This is a genomic window from Massilia sp. NBRC 108631 (genome assembly GCF_059704565.1).
Genome location: NZ_BAAKJE010000061.1, coordinates 20,132 through 39,145, shown reverse-complemented (window position 1 = coordinate 39,145; position 19,014 = coordinate 20,132). Strand labels below are relative to the sequence as shown.

Genomic DNA, 19,014 nt, shown 5'->3' with positions numbered 1-19,014 from the left:
CTCCTCAGAGGTTTTCTTCGGTTGGTGCATGCTGCAATAAATGGCGCGCCACGATCACGCGCATGATCTCGTTGGTGCCTTCCAAAATCTGGTGCACCCGCACGTCGCGCAGGAAGCGCTCCAGCGGATAGTCGCGCAGGTAGCCGTAGCCGCCGTGGATCTGCAGCGCTTCGTTGCAGACTGTGAAGCCGGTATCCGTCGCCAGCCGCTTGGCCATGGCGCAGTAGATGCCCGCGTTGGCCGCGCCCGCATCGAGCTTGGTGGCGGCCAGCCGCACCATCTGGCGCGCCGCCACCAGGCCGGTCTGCATATCGGCCAGCTTGAACTGCAAGGCCTGGAAGTCGCCCAGCACGCGCTTGAACTGCACCCGCTCGCCCATATGGCGCTGTGCGCTGTTCAGTGCAGCCTGCGCCGCGCCGATGGAGCAGGTGGCAATGTTGATGCGGCCTCCGTCCAGCCCGCGCATGGCCAGCTTGAAGCCGTCGCCTTCGCGGCCCAGCAGGTGCGAGGCGGGCACGGGCACGTCGTCAAAGCTGATGGCGCGCGTGGGCTGGCTGTTCCAGCCCATCTTCTCTTCCTCCCGGCCGTAGCTGATGCCGGGCGTGTTGGCGGGCACCAAAAAGGCCGATATGCCGCCCGCGCCGGCCCCGCCGGTACGCGCCATCACCACCAGCGCGTCCGTCGCGCCGGCACCTGAAATGAAGGCCTTGCCGCCTGTGATGACGTACATGCCGTCCTCCAGCGCGGCGGCGGTGGTCAGCGAAGCGGCGTCCGAACCTGCGCCGGGCTCGGTCAGGCAATAGGAGGCCAGCTTGCGGCCCGCCGCCAGGTCGGCTATCCATTCCTCGCGTACCTCGGGCTGGGCCCACTGCGCGATCATGGCGCTGGCCATGTTGTGGATGGTGAGATAAGCCGTGGTGGAAGGGCAGGCGCGCGCCAGCTCCTCGAACACCACGGTGGCGTCCAGCCGCGACAGGCCCAGCCCGCCCATGGCCTGCGGCACATACAGGCCGCAGAATCCGAGCTCGCCGGCATGCGCGATGGTCTGGCGCGGAAAGATGCTTTCCGCGTCCCAGCGTGCAGCCTGCGCCGCCATTTCGCGCGCGGCGAACTGGCGCGCGGCGTCCTGGTAGGCGCGCTGGTCCTCGTTCAGTTCGAAGTCCATGACGGGCTCCTTACTTGAGCGAGATGGTCGTGTTCACGCCTGCTGTCACCGCCGCGTCGTCGAACCAGCGTGCGGTGATGGTTTTGGTCTGGGTGTAGAAGGCCACTACCTGCTTGCCGTAGGGGCCAAGGTCGCCCAGCTTGGAGCCGCGCGAGCCGGTGAAGGAGAACAGCGGCACCGGTACCGGGATTGGCACGTTGATGCCGACCTGGCCCGCATCCACGTCCTCCTCGAAGGTGCGGGCCGCCGCGCCGGACTGCGTGAACAGTGCCGTGCCGTTGCCGTTCGGGTTGGCGTTGATGATGGCGATGGCTTCCTTCAGCGTGGCCGCGTGCATCACGCACAGCACCGGGCCGAAGATCTCCTCCTTGTAGACCGCCATGTCCTGCGTCACGCCGGAGAACACGGTGGGGCCGACGAAGTTGCCGCTTTCGTAGCCGGGCACGGTCGGCGCTCGTCCGTCCAGCTCCAGCTTCGCGCCTTCCTCGACGCCCTGGCCGATCAGCTGATGCACGCGGGCCTTGGCCTTGCGCGAGATCAGCGGACCGATGTCGGTGCCAGGCTCAGCGCCGGCGTTGATGGACAGCGTCTGCGCCTTCTTCACCAGGTCCGGCAACCACTGCTGCGCTTGGCCGACCAGGATCACCACCGACAGCGCCATGCAGCGCTGGCCTGCCGCGCCGAACGCCGCTCCAGCGAGATTGTTCAGGGTCTGCTCGCGGTGCGCGTCCGGCAGCACGATGGCGTGGTTCTTCGCGCCCATCATGCACTGCGCGCGCTTGCCGGCCAGCGTGGCGCGCTGGTACACATGCGTGCCGACCGTAGTGGAGCCGACGAAGGACACGGCCTTGATATCGGGATGGTCGCAGATGGCGTTGACCACGTCCGCGCCGCCGTGCACCACGTTCAGCACGCCCGCCGGAATTCCCGCCTGCAGCGCCAGCTCGGCCAGGCGCATGGTCACCATCGGGTCCTGCTCGGAGGGCTTGAGGATGAAGGTATTGCCGCAGGCGATAGCCATCGGGAACATCCACAGCGGAATCATGGCCGGGAAGTTGAACGGCGTGATGCCGGCGCACACGCCCAGCGGCTGGTGCACGGTATAGGTGTCCACGCCGCCGGCCACGTTGCTGGCCAGCTCGCCCATCTGCAGCTGGCCGATGTTGGCCGCGTGCTCCACCACTTCCAGGCCGCGAAACACGTCGCCCTCGGCGTCGGCCAGGGTCTTGCCCTGCTCGGCGGTGAGCAGGGCGGCCAGTTCGGCCATGTGCTCGCGGATCAGGGCCTGGTACTTGAGGAAGATGCGGGCGCGGGCGCCGATGGGCGTTTTGCGCCAGGTCTGGAAGGCCGTCTTCGCGGCGGCGACGGCTTGCGCCATTTCGCCGGGCGTGGCGTGCGGCACGCGGGCGATCACTTCCTGGGTGGCGGGGTTGACCACATCGCTCCAGTGCTCGGTGCGCGAGTCGATGAAAGCGCCGTTGATGAGGAGTTTGACGGTGGGAATAGCAGTAGCCATGGTGTGCGTTCCTTGTTGGGCGGCGCGGGCACGTCTCAAGCGCGCGTTGTGCCGCCAGTCTGCAAAAGTAAGCCGAACGGCGTCTCCCGCCGCGCGGCACCCGCCACGCGCCTTCCGCACGTGGCCAGACCCTGCGCCGCCATGGAGCGGGCGGCGCTGAAGATCAACAGGCCGGTATCCGGGCTTGCAAGTCTTGCTGCTTCGCCTTCCCAGTCTGGTGGACCAGTGGCGTGAATGAAGCAGCCGCACTTGCCTACCGTTGCGGAGGCAGCAGGGGCTTGGGGCACGCGATGATGGGTACGCGCCGACCACTTTCCCGTTTAACGCAGGACAAGAACTTGCCCGGCGCACCTGTTAAATAAAGATTAGCACAACACATGACGTTTACGTAAACGTAATTTGTTTTTTACGCATGACCTTGCAAAGTATCGCCTCACGAAAACGCGTGCATCGCGTGCAAGTCATTGAATTGACTGAATATTCGTGGGAGTGTCGTTTCATGAATCGTTTCATCGAATCCGGCCCTGTGGATGTTTTATCCGCGCTGCGGCAGTCGCGTCCCTCGCTGAACCGGGCAACCACGATGCGCATGGTGAAGGCGCTGGGCAGCCAGGTGGTGGTGCGCGGCGCTGCCCGACGGCCGCTTCCCCGGCCTGCCATACCCCTTCGAGGACATGCGGCCGCAAGGCTTCCCGGGCCGGAGTCTGGCGCACGGTTTAGCTGGCGTGCTGCAGGTGCCGCAGCAGTGCATTTGCAGGCCACAACCGCGTCAGCCGCGATCGGGAAGAACCGCACGGAAGGTGACTTCCACCAATTGTGAAGGAAATGCGAGCCTTGATACACCGATGATATTGCTTGCGCACTGGGGCTGGTCGCAACCATACATCGCCTTTCTGACTTTTGCGCCGGCAGTAAAGGCGGCATCAACATCGAGCACGTACAAAGTTTCTTCGACAACGTCGTCCAGGGTGGCGCCGTAGCGGGCCAGCAGCGCTATGCCATTGAGGTAAGTCTGGTGCAGTTGCGCTTCCATGTTGGAAAAATCGACAGGCTTGCCATGTGCATCGAGAGCGGCCGGCGCCACTAGCGCGCCCTCGCCATCATGGCTCAGTTGGCCCGAAATATAGACCGTGTCCTTGACCTTGACGGCTTGCACGTAGCCAAAGGCCTTTTCCCATGCCACGCCTAAGTTCTCACATCGCTTTTCTACTGACATCTTGGTTCGCTCTCTGGAATGAATGAGGTGCGGCTGGGCTGCCTTGCACCGGGTACCGAAGAATAGCGTTCCATTTAAAGCGTCGCTTCCCTCAATAGTCAGAGAAGCGCTATGGCTTTGGCGGGAACCACGAATCCCAGGTCTCCTTGATCGTCGCCTTGATAATGGCAATCGAATCCGGGTCGCCCTTGAGCAGCGCAGAAAAGTAGGCGCGGGCCTGCTTGAGCGACACGTCCGGCGGCAGCGGCGGCACGTTCGGGTCGGTCACCATCTCCAGCACGCAGGGCCGGTCGCAGCGCAGCGTTTCGTCCCAGGCTGGGCCCACGTCGTCCGGGTGCGAGACGCGGATGCCTTTTAGCCCGAGCAGCTCGCCGTACGCCGCGTACGGAAAATCCGGCAGGCCTTGCGACGGCGCGTAGCGCGGGTCGCCGCCAGTGCCGCGCTGCTCCCAGCTCACCAGGTTAAGGTCGCCGTTGTTCAGCACCATCACCACCAGGCGCGGGTCGGCCCATTGCCGCCACAGGCGCGCCACGGTGATCAGGCCATTGATGCCGTTCATCTGCATGGCGCCGTCGCCGGCGAGCGCGATCACGGGCCGCTCGGGCCAGGCGAATTTGGCGGCGATGGCGTAGGGCACGGCCGGGCCCATGGTGGCGAGGCCGCCGGACAGGCTGGCCATCATGCCGCGCCGCAGCCGCACGTCGCGCGCGTACCAGTTGGCCGACGAGCCGGAGTCGATGGTGAGGATGGCGCTATCCGGCAGGCGCGACGACAGTTCCCAGAATACGCGCTGCGGGTTGAGCGGATCGGCCTCGTTCATGGCGCGCGCCTCCAGCACGCGCCACCAGCGCTGCACGTTTTCCTGGATCAGCTGCTGCCAGCTGCGGTCTGTCTTCCGGTGCAGCAGCGGGATCAGCGCCGCCAGGGTGGCCTTGGCGTCGCCCACCAGGTTCAGTTCCATCGGATAGCGCAGGCTGGTGCGGCGGGCGTCGATGTCGATCTGCACGCCGCGCGCCTGGCCTTCTTTCGGCAGGTACTCGGCATAGGGGAAGGACGAGCCCACCATCAGCAGCGTGTCGCAGCCGTTCATCATGTCGTGGCTGGGTTTGGTGCCGAGCAGGCCGATGGCGCCCGTCACATATGGCAGGTCGTCCGGCACGGCGGCTTTGCCCAGCAGGGCTTTGGCGATGCCCGCGCCCAGCAGGTCGGCCACGGCGATCAGCTCGTCGGTGGCGTGCAGCGCGCCGGCGCCGGCCAGGATGGCGACTTTGCCGCCGGCGTTGAGGATGCCGGCAGCGTGCTGCAGGGCGTCGACGGACGGCTGCATGCTGGCGCTGAGCGCGCCGATGCCGGTGTGTAGCGAGCCGTGTTCGCGCGGCGGCTTGGGCACGGCGGGCAGGTCTTGCACGTCGTTGGGGAAGATAATGCAGGTGACGGTGCGCTGCTCCTTGGCGATGCGCATGGCGCGGTCGACCAGGTGGCGCACTTGCGCCGGGTCGTTCGCCACGTGCACGTATTCGTGCGCCACGTCCTTGAACAGGGAAAGCAGGTCCACTTCCTGCTGGTAGTCGCCGCCCATGGCCATGCGCGCCTGCTGTCCGATGATGGCAACCACGGGCTGGTGGTCCATCTTGGCGTCGTACAGGCCGTTGAGCAGGTGGATGGCACCGGGGCCGGAGGTGGCCAGGCAGACACCGGTCTCGCCGGTGAACTTGGCGTGGGCGGTGGCCATGAAGGCGGCCATTTCCTCATGGCGGGGCTGGATGAATTCGATCTGTTCCTGCCGCCCGAAGGCACCGACGATGCCGTTGATGCCGTCGCCGGGATAGCCGTACACGCGCCGCACGCCCCATTCGCCCAGGCGCTGCAAGAGGAAATCGCCCACTGTCGAAGACATGGCTGGCCTTCCGCAAGGTTTGCAATGTGGCCATGGTAGTGAGCCGGGCGCTGCGGCGGCGCACGCTACTCCTCGGAAACTTGGACGCGGATGGCGAGCAGGTAGAAGGCGAGCGACGCCAGCGCCACGGCCAGCAGCACCAGCAGCAGGATGGTGGGTACGCCGTAGTGCACCAGGCCGGCCACGGCCAGCGGGCCGGCGGCGCGCGAGATCAGCGCGGGGCCGGCCAGGGCGCCGGAGATGGCGCCGTAGTGGCGGCGGCCGAACATGGTCTGCGGGATGGTGCCGCGCACGATAGTGAGGATGCCGTTGCTCATGCCGTACATCATGCAGAACAGGGCGGCGGCCCAGGCGTGGGAGCCGAACAGCAGCAGCGCCAGCAGGGCGGCTGGCAGGGCGCCGAAAGTGACCTTGCCGACCGTGCGGGGCAGGGCGTTGCGGCCTACGGTCATTTCACCGATGCGGCCGGCCACCTGCATGGGGCCGACCAGTGCGGCCAGCCAGACCGCCAGCGCGGCGGTGTGGCCGTACTGCTGCAACAGCGGGATCAGGTGCACGGATAGCGCGGAGAAGATGAAGCTGTTGGCGGAGAAGGCGAAGGCGAGCTTCCAGAAGGCCGGGTGCCGGATGGCTTCCGGCAGCGTGTGCTCGCGCGGCGTCGCTTCCACGGTGGGCGGCGCGGCGGCCGCTGCCGGTTCCGGTGCGGCGGTGGGGTGCGGCGGCAGGTGCTTGCTGCCTGGGAGCAGCAGGTGCAGCGGGAAGCTCAGGAGCAGCTGCGCGGCGGCGTATACCAGGCAGGTGTCGCGCCAGCCGGCGCGGGCGTCGAGATACTGGGTCAGGGGCCAGGAGACGGTGCTGGCGAAGCCGCCAAACAGCGTAAGCGTGGAGATGGCTTTGCGGCTGTCCATGCCGAACTGGCGGTTGATGGCGGCGAAGGCCGCTTCATACATGGTCATGGCCATGGCCAGGCCGAGGATGGTCCAGGCCAGGTAGTAGGCGGGCAGGCTGTGCATACGGCTCAAGATGGCGAAGCCCAGCGCGCCCAGCACGGAGCCGGCACCCATCACGCTGCGCCCGCCGTGCCGGTCCAACAGCGCGCCGATGGGCGCGGCGGCCAGGCCGGACACCAGCAGGCTCCATGAGAACGCGCCCACCACCGATGCGCTGCTCCAGCCCGTCTCGCGCCGGATCTCGGGCGCCAGGATGGCGATGGCGTAGTACAGCGCGCCCCATGACATGATCTGCGTGCAGGCGAGGATGGCGAGGGTCTTCCAGCGTAGGTGCATAAACGGTTCGGCAAATGGTGTAGCCGACAGTGTAGCGTCGGCCTTGCCAGCTTGTCAGCATTGCTGGACTGACCTTTCAGCCTGGCCTGGTTCGCGCTAGGATAGGCTGGCTGGTTCGCTGGCTTCCGTTAAGGGTTTCGTATGCTGAAAAAAATTCCGGTTGCACAACTGAAAATTGGTATGTACATCGACCGCATCTGCGGCTCGTGGATGGCATGGCCGTTCTGGCAAAAGACGATTTTACTGGAGCGCACCGAGGATCTGGAGAAGATCCAGGCGAGCAGCTTGCGCGAGGTCTGGATCGATACCGCCAAGAGCCGTCCCGCTGCACTGGCCGGGATGGGCGGCGCCGGCGGCGAGGGCGGCGCGGAGGAGGACGCGGAGGGGGACCCGGGGGCGCCGGAAACGCAGCCGGAACCGGAGCCCAAGCAGGCGCAAGCGGCGGGCCGCGCAGGGCTGTCCACGGCGCCGCGCCGGGCGCTGGCGTCCATCGCGCCGGTCGGCATGGGCGACGAGGTCCAGCATGCCGTCAAGCTGCTCAGCAAATCGCGCGACGCGGTGCACTCCATGTTCAACGAGGCGCGCATGGGCAAGGCGGTCTCGGTATCGGACGCCGTGCCGCTGGTGGAAGAGATCGCGGGATCGGTGATGCGCAACGCGGGTGCACTGATCGGCCTGGCACGCCTGAAGACCGTCGATGACTACACGTACATGCATTCGGTGGCCGTGTGCGCGCTGATGATCGCGCTGGGCAAGCAGCTGCAGCTAAGCGATGAGGAAATCCGCCAGGCTGGGTTGGCTGGCCTGCTGCACGACATCGGCAAGATGGCAGTGCCGGCTGGCATCCTGAAAAAGCCCGGCAAGCTGACGGACGAGGAATTCGGCGCCATCAAGGCCCACCCGGCCGAGGGCCACAGGATGCTGGCGGCTACTCCGGGCATGGCAGCCATGGCGCTCGATGTTTGCCTGCACCACCATGAAAAGGTCGATGGCAGCGGCTATCCCGATGGCCTGAAGGGCGACGAAATTTCACTGTACGCGCGCATGGGCGCGGTGTGCGATGTGTACGACGCCATTACCTCGAACCGCCCCTACAAGCCCGGCTGGTGCCCGGCCGAGTCGCTGCGGCGCATGGCTGAATGGAGCAAGGGGCATTTCGACCCGGTGGTGTTTTCAGCGTTCGTCAAATGCGTCGGCATTTACCCGGTGGGCACGCTGGTGCGGCTCAAGTCCGAGCGCCTGGGCGTGGTAGTGGAGCTGACGGCGGGTCAGTCGCTGATCCAGCCCAAGGTGCGGGTGTTCTATTCAGCCAAGGGGCACGCCTACCTGCGCCCGGAGCTGGTGGACCTCGCTTCGAAGTCGGCAAACGACAGTATCGTCAGCCGCGAGGACGCCGCGGCCTGGGGCTTGCAGGATATCGACCGCTATTGGTCCGGCCATACGCAGTTCGCTTAAATCTCGATGATACCGCGCCGGATGGCGATGGTGACGGCGTGCGTGCGGTCGTTGGCGCCCAGCTTGGCCAGCAGGCCGCTCATGTGCGCCTTCACGGTTTCTTCGGCGATGCCCAGTTCCGCCGCCACGCGCCGGTTGGAGTTGCCCAGCGCGACCAGCCGCAGCACGTCGATTTCGCGTGCGGTGAGTGCGTCGGCGGCGAAATAGGCGGCCATTTCGGCGGCGATCTCGGGCGGAATGTGCTGCTGCCCGTCATGCACCTTGCGTATCGTGGCCAGCAGGTCGTTGCGCAGCATGCTTTTCAGCAGATAGCCGGCCGCCCCGGCTTTCAGCGCGCGCAGCACCTGCACGTCGCCCTTGTAGGTGGTGAGCACGATGATGCGCGCCAGCGGGTCTTGCGCGCGGATGGCGGCGATGGCGTCGATGCCGTTCATGACCGGCATCTGCAGGTCCATCAGGGTCACGTCCGGCCGGTGCTGCAGGTATTGCGCCACCGCCTGGGCGCCGTCGCCGGCCTCGGCCACCAACTGCACGTCCGGGCAGTGTTCAAGCACGGCGGACAGCCCCTCGCGCAGCAGGGGGTGGTCGTCGGCAACGAGAACGCGGATGGGAGGCGGATGATTCACGGTCAACAACTTTGTTAAAGGCAAACATTTTACACGAGACAAGCGACTTTTACGGTCTGTATACCCCAATCGGGGGTAGGGCATTGTGCAGTGCCGCGTTACGCTGCGCCATATGGATACATTGCTGGAACAGGACACAGATGCGATCGCATTCGGCCGCTACACCTTGCTGCCGGGACGGGGCGAGCTGCACGCCGGATGCGGAGAGGACGACGGGGCCGCTGGCCGTGTCGTGGCCCTCGGGCCGCGCGCCACGGCGGTGCTGATGGCGTTGATCGCGTCGCGCGGCACCGTGGTGAGCCAGAACGAGCTGCTGGCGCTGGCCTGGCCGGGGCAGGACATCCACGCCAGCAATTTACGGGTGCAGATTGCTGCGCTGCGCAAGGCGCTGGGCGAGGACCGTAACCTGATCGGCACGGTGGCGGGGCGGGGCTATGTGTTTTCGGGGCGGCTCAGCGCCGTGCCGGCCGCCGCCGCCGCGTCCGCGCGCGGCGCGGCGCGGCCCTGCACGCGCCAATTGCCGCTGCCGATGGCGGAAATGATCGGGCGTGAAGCCCAGTTGCAGGATGCGCTGGCACGGCTGCAGGGCTGCCGCCTGCTCACGCTGGCGGGCACCGGCGGCATCGGCAAGACGTTGCTGGCGCTGGCCATGGCGCACCGCACCGCCGCGGCATCCACCGGCAGCGTGGCCTGGGCCGAGCTGGCCGACGTATGCGACGCGCCCGGCGCCGGCGCCGCCGTGGCCTGCGCACTGGGCATGGGCGCACGGATTCCGGCCGAGGCGGGCGACGCCGCAGCCGGTACCGCAACCCGTGCTGCATCCAGTGCCGCATCCGGTGCCGCGCCAGGCGCGGCCGCTGCCCGCGCCGAAGCCGGCTTCGCCCATACCTTGGCCACGCTGGCTGCCCACATCGGCGATCAGCCTATGCTGCTGGTGCTGGACAATTGCGAGCACCTGGCCGATGCGGCTGCGCGGCTGGTGGAGGAACTGCTGCAGCGTTGTCCGCAACTGCGGCTGCTGGTCACTAGCCGCCAGCCCTTGCTGGCCGCCGGCGAAACCGTGTGGCGCGTGTCGCCGCTGGCGGTGCCGGACGTGGACGTGGTCGATAGCGCGCACCTGCTGCAATACAGTGCGCTGCAATTGTTCGTGGCCCGGGTGCGGGCGGCGGACAGCGGCTTTCATCCCACGCCGCGCATGGCAGTGCAGATCGCGGCGATATGCCGCAGGCTGGAAGGCTTGCCGCTGGCGATAGAGCTGGCGGCGGCTTGCGTGCCGGCACTGGGCGTGGAGCAGACCGCGTCCGGCCTGGATGACATGCTGCGGCTGCTGCGCCGTGGCCGCCGCAATGCGCCGCTGAGGCACCAGTCGATGCGCGCGGCGCTGGACTGGAGCTACGCGCTGCTGGCCGAGCCGATGCGCTGCGCCCTGCGGCACCTGTCCGCGCTGCCGGATGGCTTTACGATGGAGGCGGCGGTCACAGCGCTCGCGCCGCAGGGTTTTTCCCTGTACGAGGCGATCGATGCGCTGGCCGGGCTGGTGAGCCATTCGCTGGCGCTGGTGGACCATGGCGGGCCGCGCGCCCGCTACCGGCTTTCGGCCACCACACGGGCGTATGCGCTGGAGCTGAGGAGTGGGGTGGCGGGGTGAGGCTGGCCTGACCGGTTACGGCGCGTGGTGGCGCCTGACCCGCGCTACCGGCGAGCAAGCAGGCGCCACGGCTCAGCAATGGCGACGCGGCAATTCCCCGGGACGATTGAACGTGCGCGTAAGCCGGCATGAGCCGCCAGCGGTCCTAGTACTTGTTCCAGTTGTTGCGGCGGTGCTCCGACGCTTCCTTCAGCAAGTGGCTGGCGCGCAGCGCGTCGTCGTTCTGCACCGCCAGCGCCAGGTCTTGCAGCGCGGGCGGGTACTCGTGTTCGGCCGCGTCTTCCAGCAATTCGAATCCCCTGGCTTCGTCGCGTTCCACGCCCACGCCGTAGCGGTAGGCGTTCGACAGCAGGAACATGGCGTGCGCGTTGCCCAGCTCGCTGGCCAGGGCCAGCCACCTGGCCGACACCGCCGCGTCCTTACGCACGCCGTCGCCGTTGGCGGCCATCTGGCCCAGGGTCAGCGCGGCCTTGGCGTGGCGCGCCTCGGCGGCCTGCCGGTACCACGGCCAGGCCTGTTCCGGCGCGCCCGGCTGGGCGGCCAGCCCGGCCTGGGCCGGCAGGCCGCCGCGCAGCAGCTCGCCTAACTGGTAAGCCGCTTCCGCGTCGCCGGCGCGCGCCGCGTGCTCCAGCAACTGGCGCGCCGCGCCCTGGCGCTCCGGCTGCTTGCGGTACAACGTGCCCAGCTCCCGCTCGGCCACCGGCAAGCCTTGCCGGGCCCAGCGTTGCAGCTGCTGGCGCGCCTGCGGATCGCCGGTCTGCGCCGCCGCCATGGCGGCCGCTTCGATCTGCGCGGCCGACGGCGCCTCCGCTGACGCGGGCGCCTGCGTGCTCCACACCAGCACCGCGCCCGCCAGGATCACCGATGCACCGGCCAGCAGATGTGCGCTTTTCATGGCCGGCATCACTTGCTCAGGTCTATCGTGTACTTGGCGAAGCCGCTGGCATCCAGCCCGCCTTCCGCCGCCACGCTGGCCAGGCCGCTGGCCTTGGCCTGCGCCAGGTGGCCCGGCGCCGAGCGCAGGATCACCGGGCCGGCGGTGGCCACCTTCACAAAGCTCCAGCTGCGCGCGCTGCCGTTGGCCGCCAGGGTCACCTTGCCGCTGGCCTTGCCCAGCGCCTGCAGGTAGTTGCTCACCACGGTCTGGTTCGCGTCCGGCGACTTGATGATGGTCTTGCTGCCGTCGATGCCGGGCACCGCGCCGCCGCCGCCGGCGCGGTAGTCGTTGGTGGCCACGATGAAGTCGTCCGCGTCCGCCACCGGCTTGCCCTTGTACGTCAGGCCCACGATGCGGCTGCCGGCCGGCTTGGTCACATCGATCTGGTATTTCAGCTCGTTGTTCTCGGCGTAGAACACGTCGTAGTTATAGATGGTGCCGTAGCTCGGCACCAAGTCCTGCTCGGCGGTCTTGGCCGGGTCGATCTGGCCGAACTGGCGCGCCGCCGTTTCCAGCCAGGCTTTCAGGTCCGAACCCTTGATCTTCACCGCCTGCAGGTTGTTGTTGCTGTACAGGTAAAGGTCGCCCGGATTGCGCACCTGCAGGCCCACCGGCGCCGCCGCGCTGGCACCCGGCGCCACGTCGGTGAAGTCGGATGGGCCATTGCGGCCCGCCTTGAATGGCGCGCTGCACGAGATGACGGGAATCGCTTTGTAGCTTGCCAGCGTGGCGTCGGTGCTGGTGGCGATAAAGTTCTTCACGTAGTCGATCTGCGCCTGGTTGACCAGCTGGATCGCGCTCACATCGCCTGCCAGCGCGAAGTAGGCCGACATCTGGAAGTCCGTGCTCACGCCCAGCGGCTGCTTGGCGTAGGCGATGGTGGCCGCGTGCTCGCTGGCCACTTGTGCGGCGATGGCCGGATCGGCCTTGACGTTGGTGCTGCCGTCGGTGTACTTGAAACCGCGCGATTCCACCGTGGTCTTGCCCGGGACAACCACCCATTTCGCACCCTGGTACACCAGCTGCAGCTTGATGATGCCCAGGCGCCGTCCCCAGCTCTGCGCCATCACCGTCGGCACGCCGTTGACAAAGCCGTTGGCGCCGTCCACGTTGGCGCTGGCCGGAAGGCTGGAGAAAGACGGGTCCAGCGCGGCCGCGCCGGTCTCTTTCCCTTTCGGGAAGATCAGGTGCGAGTGGCCTATCATCAGCGCGTCGATGTCCATGCCGGGCGAGGTCAGGTGGTAGCTGGCGTTCTCCATTTTCGGGCTGTAGGCGCTGGTGTCGATGCCGCCGTGCGACAGCGCCACCACCAGGTTGGCGCCCTTGGCGCGCAGCTCGGGCACGTACTTGCGCGCCGCTTCCACCGCGCCGCTCACGGCCACCTTGCCGGCCAGGTTTTTCTGGTCCCATTCCAGGATCTGCGGCGGCACAAAGCTCATCACGCCGATATTGAGCTTCACGCTGACCGGCTTGCCGTCCGGGCCGGTGCCCGTGAAGTCGCGCGCCAGCATGGTGTAGGGCTGGAAAATCGGCTTGTCGCTGGCCACGGCGGTCACGTTGGTCAGCACCAGCGGGAAGGCGGGCGCGCCGCAGTTGCCGGCCGGCTTGCTCACGCCGGGGATGCCGAATTCGGTATTGGTCACCTGGCTCAGGTAGGGCAGGCCGTAGTTGAACTCGTGGTTGCCCATGCCGCCGGCGTCGAATTTCATGCTGTTCATGGCCTTGTGGATGGCCAGCGTGGCGCTGCACGCTACCGGCGTGGTGACCGCCTGCAGGTCGCCCAGCAGCGTGCCCTGGATGGTGTCGCCGTTGTCGAGCAGGATATTGTTGGGGAACTCGGCACGGGCGGCCTGCACCAGGGTGGAAGTGCGCTCCACGCCCAAGGTGGCGTCTTCGGCCAGCGAGTAATAGTTGTAGCTCATGACGTTGGCATGCAGGTCGGTCGTCTCCAGCAGCGCCAGGGTGACGGTGGTGCCTTCCGCATAGGGCGCCGGCGCCGGGGCGGGCGGCGCGGCGTCGTTTGAGCAGCCTGCCAGGCCGGCAGCGGTCATGGCAGCCAGGGTGGCTGCGGCGGCCGCCAGGATCTTGTTGTTGGTCATTGCAATGCTTCCGTCGGTTGATAACGGCAAGACTTTACATTGCTCTAATGACAAGCGCGTGACAGTTTCCTATCGTGCGCAGGGCGCCAGCGTAATCTGGTGGCGGGCGGTGCTGGCGCGCCACAGGGCGTCGCAGGGCAGGGAGGCCAGCGCGGCGTTCAGGCGCAGCAGCAGCGCCTTTTGATGCGGGCCCACGAACAGGCGCCGCGCGAACGGCGGCGCGCCCGGTTCGGGGATGGCGGCCAGCTTGCCGGCAAACTCCGCCTCGCCCTCGATGGCGCCATACAGCAGGCGGTTCATCTGCGTGAAGTCCACCCGGCCGAGCGCCACCTTGCGCAGGTTCAGGCGCTCGGCGCCCGTGTCCTGGCGCTGCAGGCCGCCGTCCTCCACCAGCCGCTCCAGGTTCAGGTAGCGGTAGCCGATGATGGCGCCGAAGCGCAGCCCGCGCAGATCCTCCACCGATTCCAGCTGTGGTGTGGAACTGGCGGCAAATATCAGCACGTTATGGTCGTAGAAAACCGGCTCGCTCCACAGGAAGCGCGGATTGCGGTCCTCGTTTACGAAGCCGGGCGACAGCAGCAGGCCCACGCCGTCGAAGGAGGCCGGATTGCGCATGCTGGCCAGCATCAGGCGCTGGCGCGGCACGTGGCGCAGCCGCAGTCGGTAGGCGCCTGCCAGATGGACATTCAGCCGCGCCACCAGGTCGGCCGCGATACCGCTGCCGTCCGGGTTCAGGAAGGGCGGCGATAGATAAGTGTTGTACGCATCCAACTGCTGCTCGGCGCACCGCGCCGGGACGGCGCCCGCCAGCGTGGCGAGCAGCACAGCCAGTACGGCCAGCAGCGTGGGCATTTTCCGCACGGGCGTCCTTTATCCATAGGCTAGTTTGGTGCAGTATAGTGCGGCGCCATGGTAATGTCTCGGCGGGCACGCGCTGGCAACGATACCGAAAACGATATCGGAAACGGTTAAAATTTGATTGGATTGAATTCGCACTGCCGTCATAAGATGGCTTCGAACTGGCAGGGCTGGCAAGTTGGCAGGTTGCCTTGCATACATAATTAAAACAGACGGAGACCTTTATGGAACGGACCACCGGCCCAATCGCGGCCAAAACTTCTACTTTTATCTTGAAAGCCTCTGTCGGGTCGCTGCTCGCAGCGGGCTTGCTGAGCAGCGCCTCCGTCTGGGCGCAACAGGCTCAAGCCGCAGCCGATGCGGCCGGACCGGTCGTGACCGTGACCGGCGTGCGCAAGGCGGCGCAAAGCGCGCAAACCATCAAGCGCAACGCCGATGAGGTGATCGACTCCATCGTCGCCGAGGAAGCCGGCAAATTCCCGGACAAGAACGTGGCTGAAGTGCTGGGCCGCGTGTCCGGCGTGCAGATCCGCCGCGAATCCGGCGAAGCCAGCTCCATCATCGTGCGCGGTCTGCCCGGCCTGGTAACCCTGTTGAACGGCCGCGAGATCTACACCTCCAACGGCCGCAGCTTGTTCCTTGCCGACATCCCGACCACCATGCTGCAGCGCGTGGACGTCTACAAGACCCAGAGCGCGGACATGGTCGAAGGCGGCACCGCCGGCGTGATCGACGTGCGCACCTCGCGTCCGTTCGACTTCAAGGGCTTCACCGCCAACCTGGCCGGCCGCGTGGAAAACCGCAACCGCGCCGAGACCAACGACCCGCAAGCGTCGGGCATGGTCTCGAACCGCTGGAAAACCGGCTTTGGCGACGTCGGCGCCTTGCTGGGCCTGTCCTACCAGAAGGGCAACTACCACGACGAAGTGACCTGGAGCGCGCCGCCGGATCACCTGGTGCCGGGCGACCCGGCCGCCACCGGCCCGATCGACGTGGGCCACGTCAACGCGCTGGGCAAGCGCGTGCGCCTGTCGGCTAACTGGGCCCTGCAATGGCGTCCGTCGAACACGGTGGAACTGTACGCCGAAGGCTGGTCCACCCGCATCGACCACGACATGGAGCGCCAGTTCTTCCTGGGCGGCGTGGGCTGGAACCCGAACTCGACCTACACCTTCTTCCCCGGCACCAAGCAGGTGGCCACGTTCTCTTCGACCAACCCGAACGGCCTGTTCGCGCTCAGCTCCAACCAGGCGCCGCAGGACGATTCCGAGAGCCACCAGGGCGCCATCGGCGCGCGCTGGGACGTCACCCCGGACCTGCGCGTGACCACGGAATTCTCGCGCGTCAACAGCCGCTGGAAGCAGGAATTCCCGATCCTGGAAATGACCGCCAGCCCGACCAAGATCGAAGGCAGCACCTATGTCAACGGCGGCGCGTACTTCAACTACCCGGGTTACGACATGACCAACCCGGCCAACTACAAGCTGGGTGCCTTTATCGACAACTGGCAGGCCTCGGGCGGCCAGTCGAACGACTGGCGGGCGGACGCCATCTACAACAACGGCGAAGAAAATTTCTTCCGCGAATTCAGCGCCGGTGTGCGCCTGGCCCAGCGCAAGGCCTCGTACCAGCATGAAAGCATGAACTTCCTGCCGGTGCCGGCCAACGCGCCAGCCGTGACCGCGCTGCCGGGCATGCTGTGCCCGTCGATGAACCTGGCCAACGACTACGGCATGAACCAGTGGCTGGTGGCCTGCGCCGGTTACCAGCACAGCAATATCGACGCAATCCGCAAGCTGTATGGCCGCGATGGCCGCACCGCGCCTGATCCTTACTCGCTGTACCGCAATGCTGAAGACACCACCGCCTTCTACGGCAAGACCCGCTTCGGCTTTGACGCCTTCGGCGTGCAGTTCGACGGTACCGCCGGCGTGCGCGTGGTGCGCACTCAGTTGGACGTGAACGGCTTCAGCAACATCAACGGCAATCCGGTGGCCGTCAACCGCGACGTGTCCACCACCGACGTGCTGCCCAACATGACCCTGAAGGCCACGCTGCGCAAAGACTTGATCGCCCGCCTGACCGCCGGCAAAGCGGTCCAGCGTCCGAACTTCGGCGACTTCAATCCGGGCGTCTCGCTGGGCGCCACGCCGGATGGGGCAGGCATCTATGGCGGCAACGGCGGCAACCCGGACCTCAAGCCCATCACGGGCAAGAACGTAGACGCGGCGCTGGAATGGTACTTCGCCCCGACCGGCAGCGTGACGGCCACCGTCTTCAAGCACAAGTTCGAGGACTACGTGATCCGCCGCCTGAGCCTGGAACAGATCGACGGCAAGACCTACCGCATGGACCGTCCGCGCAACGTGAACGACGGCCAGCTGGAAGGCATCGAACTGGGCTACCGCCAGTTCTACGATTTCCTGCCCGGCTGGCTGAGCGGGTTCGGCCTGGAGGCGAACTACACCTACATGAAGGGTCACCTGATGGAGGACGGCAAGAAGAATCCTTTCCAGGGCATGTCGAAGAACGCCTACAATATCGTCGGCCTGTATGAGCGCGGCCCGTGGTCGGCCCGCGTGGCCTACAACTGGCGCAGCCGCTTCGTTGACACCTACAACTACCGCGCCCTGGGCCTGGACCTGATCGTCAAGCCGATCAAGACCGCCGATGCGTCGCTGTCGTACAAGATCAACGACAACATGGGCGTGACGCTGGACGTGGAAAACCTGCTGGACCGCACGTACAACGACTACCACGGCATCGAGACCAACCCGCGCGACGTGCGCCGCTACGACCGCACCATCGGCCTGTCGCTGCGCTGGAAGATGTAATTCGCGTCACCGCAGGGCGGGTTGGCGGGGCGATGCCCCGCCGCCCGCCGGAGCCGCCGCGCCGCAAAGCCCGGCGGCTTTTGCAGTTTTTGATTCGCACCTGTATCGGAAGAAATATGCATACCCAAAAGCTAAGCACGCTGGAAAAAATCGGCTTCGGCGCCGGCGACATGGCGCTGAACGTGGTGATCTCCTCGATGATGCTGATCATCACCTTTTTCTACACCGACATCTACGGCCTGCACACGGCCGACCTGGCGATGCTGTTCCTGGTGGTGAAATTCGTCGGCGCCGCCGCCGACCTGGTGATGGGCCAGATCACCGACCGGTTCACCAGCCGCTGGGGCCGCTACCGCCCTTACTTCCTGCTGCTGGCCGTCCCGTACGGCATCAGCGTGTTCTTCGTGTTCTCGACCCCGGACTGGGGCTACGACGCCAAGCTGCTGTGGGCCTACTCCACCTACATCCTGATGACCATCATGACGGCGGGCGTGGGCATCCCCTACATTTCGCTGCCGAGCAGCCTCACCAGCGACCCGCAGGAACGCCTGTCGGCCAACGGCTACCGCCTGTTCTTCGCCAAGATCGCCGGCTTCCTGGTCACCATCGTGGTGCCGGTGCTGGCCGAACGCTGGGGCAGCGGCAATCCGGCGGCCGGCTACCAGGCCGCCATGGCCGTGATGGCCGCCATGGGCGTGGCGCTGTTCCTGTTCTGCTTCTTCACCACCACCGAGCGCGTGACCCACGTGGTCGAGCGCCAGTCGCTGTGGGTGCAGCTCAAGCTGCTGCTGCGCAATGACCAGTGGCTGATCCTGTGCGGCGTCTGTGTTACCGGTACCATCGGCTACGTGCTGCGCGGCTCGGTGGCCATCTACTATGCCAAGTACTACCTGGGCGGCAACACCGCCGTGGTGTCCACCTTCATGTCCATCGGCGTGGGCGCGGCCATCCTGTCGATGATCGCTTCCACCTGGATCACCAAGTTCTACTGCAAGGTCAAGCTGTTCCGTTACAGCCAGATCGGCGTGGCCATCATCAGCGTGCTGATCTACGCGCTGGTGAAGCCGGGCGACATCATGCTGGCCTTCGTGCTGTACTTCCTGCTGTCCTTCGTGGTGGACCTGCACGCGCCGGTGTTCTGGTCGGCCATCGCCGAGACCATCGACTACGGCCAGGTGAAAACCGGCAAGCGCGTGTCCGGCTTCGCCTTCGGCGGCATTTCCGTGTGCCAGAAGGCGGGCATGGGCGTGGCCGGCGTGCTGGTGGGCGTGCTGCTGACCTATTTCAACTACCAGCCCAACCAGGAGCAGACCCCGTTCGCGCTCACCGGCATTGCGCTGATGCTGTCGATTATTCCCGGCTTCTTCCACTTCCTGATGGGCCTGCTGATGTTCAAATACCGCATCAGCGACCAGTACTACACCGAAGTGAAGGCCGAAATGAAAACGCAAGGCTATGCCGCTGGCTGACCCTTGCA

Annotated in this window: 13 protein-coding genes, 1 pseudogene and 1 riboswitch; of the genes and pseudogenes, 5 read left to right on the top strand and 9 right to left on the bottom strand. The window is 66.4% G+C overall.

Annotated features, from left to right (window positions below):
• Positions 1–4: 4 nt before the first annotated feature.
• A complete protein-coding gene (locus AC6H42_RS06840) occupies positions 5–1,165 on the bottom strand; it encodes an acyl-CoA dehydrogenase family protein (RefSeq protein WP_497547687.1) in 1,161 nt (386 codons plus the stop codon).
• A 10-nt stretch (positions 1,166–1,175) separates the two neighbouring features.
• Positions 1,176–2,681 (bottom strand): CoA-acylating methylmalonate-semialdehyde dehydrogenase, encoded by a 1,506-nt coding sequence (locus AC6H42_RS06835; RefSeq protein ID WP_497547686.1) that lies wholly within the window; start codon positions 2,679–2,681, stop codon positions 1,176–1,178.
• 152 nt (positions 2,682–2,833) lie between these two features.
• Positions 2,834–3,051, bottom strand: a riboswitch (cobalamin riboswitch).
• Positions 3,052–3,307: 256 nt separating this feature from the next.
• On the opposite strand from AC6H42_RS06835, the pseudogene AC6H42_RS06830 reads away from it, so the two are divergent.
• Positions 3,308–3,415, top strand: a pseudogene (locus AC6H42_RS06830) (hypothetical protein); the annotation flags it as partial.
• A 35-nt stretch (positions 3,416–3,450) separates the two neighbouring features.
• Here AC6H42_RS06830 and AC6H42_RS06825 read toward each other — a convergent pair.
• From AC6H42_RS06825 to AC6H42_RS06815, 3 genes are all read right to left on the bottom strand, one after another.
• Positions 3,451–3,897 carry a RidA family protein gene (locus AC6H42_RS06825; protein WP_497547685.1) on the bottom strand — a complete coding sequence of 149 codons (447 nt, stop codon included), beginning with the start codon at positions 3,895–3,897 and terminating at the stop codon, positions 3,451–3,453.
• A 109-nt stretch (positions 3,898–4,006) separates the two neighbouring features.
• A complete protein-coding gene (locus tag AC6H42_RS06820; protein WP_497547684.1) occupies positions 4,007–5,794 on the bottom strand; it encodes a thiamine pyrophosphate-requiring protein in 1,788 nt (595 codons plus the stop codon).
• A 65-nt stretch (positions 5,795–5,859) separates the two neighbouring features.
• Entirely contained in the window at positions 5,860–7,080 is a 1,221-nt protein-coding gene (locus AC6H42_RS06815; protein WP_497547683.1) for an MFS transporter, read from the bottom strand.
• Between the two features lie 141 nt (positions 7,081–7,221).
• Between AC6H42_RS06815 and AC6H42_RS06810 the strand changes: the two genes are divergently transcribed.
• The gene (locus AC6H42_RS06810; protein ID WP_497547682.1) at positions 7,222–8,535 is read left to right on the top strand and encodes a cyclic di-GMP phosphodiesterase; all 1,314 of its coding nucleotides are present in this window, start codon (positions 7,222–7,224) and stop codon (positions 8,533–8,535) included.
• On the opposite strand, the gene AC6H42_RS06805 is transcribed toward AC6H42_RS06810, so the two are convergent.
• Positions 8,532–9,161, bottom strand: coding sequence for a response regulator (locus AC6H42_RS06805; RefSeq protein WP_307188274.1), 630 nt, complete (start codon positions 9,159–9,161; stop codon positions 8,532–8,534). The two genes, AC6H42_RS06810 and AC6H42_RS06805, sit on opposite strands and share 4 nt — an antisense overlap.
• 112 nt (positions 9,162–9,273) lie before the next feature.
• Here AC6H42_RS06805 and AC6H42_RS06800 point away from each other — a divergent pair, with 112 nt between their 5' ends.
• On the top strand, positions 9,274–10,809 hold the full coding sequence (locus AC6H42_RS06800) for an ATP-binding protein (RefSeq protein WP_082551740.1): 1,536 nt from the start codon (positions 9,274–9,276) through the stop codon (positions 10,807–10,809).
• Between the two features lie 145 nt (positions 10,810–10,954).
• Here the strand turns inward: AC6H42_RS06800 and AC6H42_RS06795 are convergent, their stop codons facing one another.
• The 3 genes from AC6H42_RS06795 to AC6H42_RS06785 all read right to left on the bottom strand — a co-directional run bounded on the left by AC6H42_RS06795 (position 10,955) and on the right by AC6H42_RS06785 (position 14,706).
• A complete protein-coding gene (locus AC6H42_RS06795) occupies positions 10,955–11,704 on the bottom strand; it encodes a tetratricopeptide repeat protein (protein ID WP_497547681.1) in 750 nt (249 codons plus the stop codon).
• 8 nt (positions 11,705–11,712) lie between these two features.
• The gene (locus AC6H42_RS06790) at positions 11,713–13,845 is read right to left on the bottom strand and encodes a bifunctional 2',3'-cyclic-nucleotide 2'-phosphodiesterase/3'-nucleotidase (RefSeq protein ID WP_497547680.1); all 2,133 of its coding nucleotides are present in this window, start codon (positions 13,843–13,845) and stop codon (positions 11,713–11,715) included.
• Positions 13,846–13,914: 69 nt separating this feature from the next.
• A complete protein-coding gene (locus AC6H42_RS06785; RefSeq protein WP_157200894.1) occupies positions 13,915–14,706 on the bottom strand; it encodes a substrate-binding periplasmic protein in 792 nt (263 codons plus the stop codon).
• Between the two features lie 269 nt (positions 14,707–14,975).
• On the opposite strand from AC6H42_RS06785, the gene AC6H42_RS06780 reads away from it, so the two are divergent.
• Together AC6H42_RS06780 and AC6H42_RS06775 are read left to right on the top strand one after the other, a co-directional pair.
• Complete coding sequence (locus AC6H42_RS06780) at positions 14,976–17,537, top strand: TonB-dependent receptor (RefSeq protein ID WP_229418145.1); 2,562 nt, start codon at positions 14,976–14,978, stop codon at positions 17,535–17,537.
• 116 nt (positions 17,538–17,653) lie between these two features.
• Positions 17,654–19,006, top strand: a complete 1,353-nt coding sequence (locus AC6H42_RS06775; protein ID WP_057154818.1) for an MFS transporter — start codon at positions 17,654–17,656, stop codon at positions 19,004–19,006.
• Positions 19,007–19,014: the final 8 nt, after the last annotated feature.

Coding starts and splice junctions, on each gene's coding strand:
- AC6H42_RS06840 (WP_497547687.1), bottom strand. CDS start 1,165: ATGGACTTCGAACTGAACGAGGACCAGCGCGCCTACCAGGACGCCGCG.
- AC6H42_RS06835 (WP_497547686.1), bottom strand. CDS start 2,681: ATGGCTACTGCTATTCCCACCGTCAAACTCCTCATCAACGGCGCTTTC.
- AC6H42_RS06825 (WP_497547685.1), bottom strand. CDS start 3,897: ATGTCAGTAGAAAAGCGATGTGAGAACTTAGGCGTGGCATGGGAAAAG.
- AC6H42_RS06820 (WP_497547684.1), bottom strand. CDS start 5,794: ATGTCTTCGACAGTGGGCGATTTCCTCTTGCAGCGCCTGGGCGAATGG.
- AC6H42_RS06815 (WP_497547683.1), bottom strand. CDS start 7,080: ATGCACCTACGCTGGAAGACCCTCGCCATCCTCGCCTGCACGCAGATC.
- AC6H42_RS06810 (WP_497547682.1), top strand. CDS start 7,222: ATGCTGAAAAAAATTCCGGTTGCACAACTGAAAATTGGTATGTACATC.
- AC6H42_RS06800 (WP_082551740.1), top strand. CDS start 9,274: ATGGATACATTGCTGGAACAGGACACAGATGCGATCGCATTCGGCCGC.
- AC6H42_RS06795 (WP_497547681.1), bottom strand. CDS start 11,704: ATGAAAAGCGCACATCTGCTGGCCGGTGCATCGGTGATCCTGGCGGGC.
- AC6H42_RS06790 (WP_497547680.1), bottom strand. CDS start 13,845: ATGACCAACAACAAGATCCTGGCGGCCGCCGCAGCCACCCTGGCTGCC.
- AC6H42_RS06775 (WP_057154818.1), top strand. CDS start 17,654: ATGCATACCCAAAAGCTAAGCACGCTGGAAAAAATCGGCTTCGGCGCC.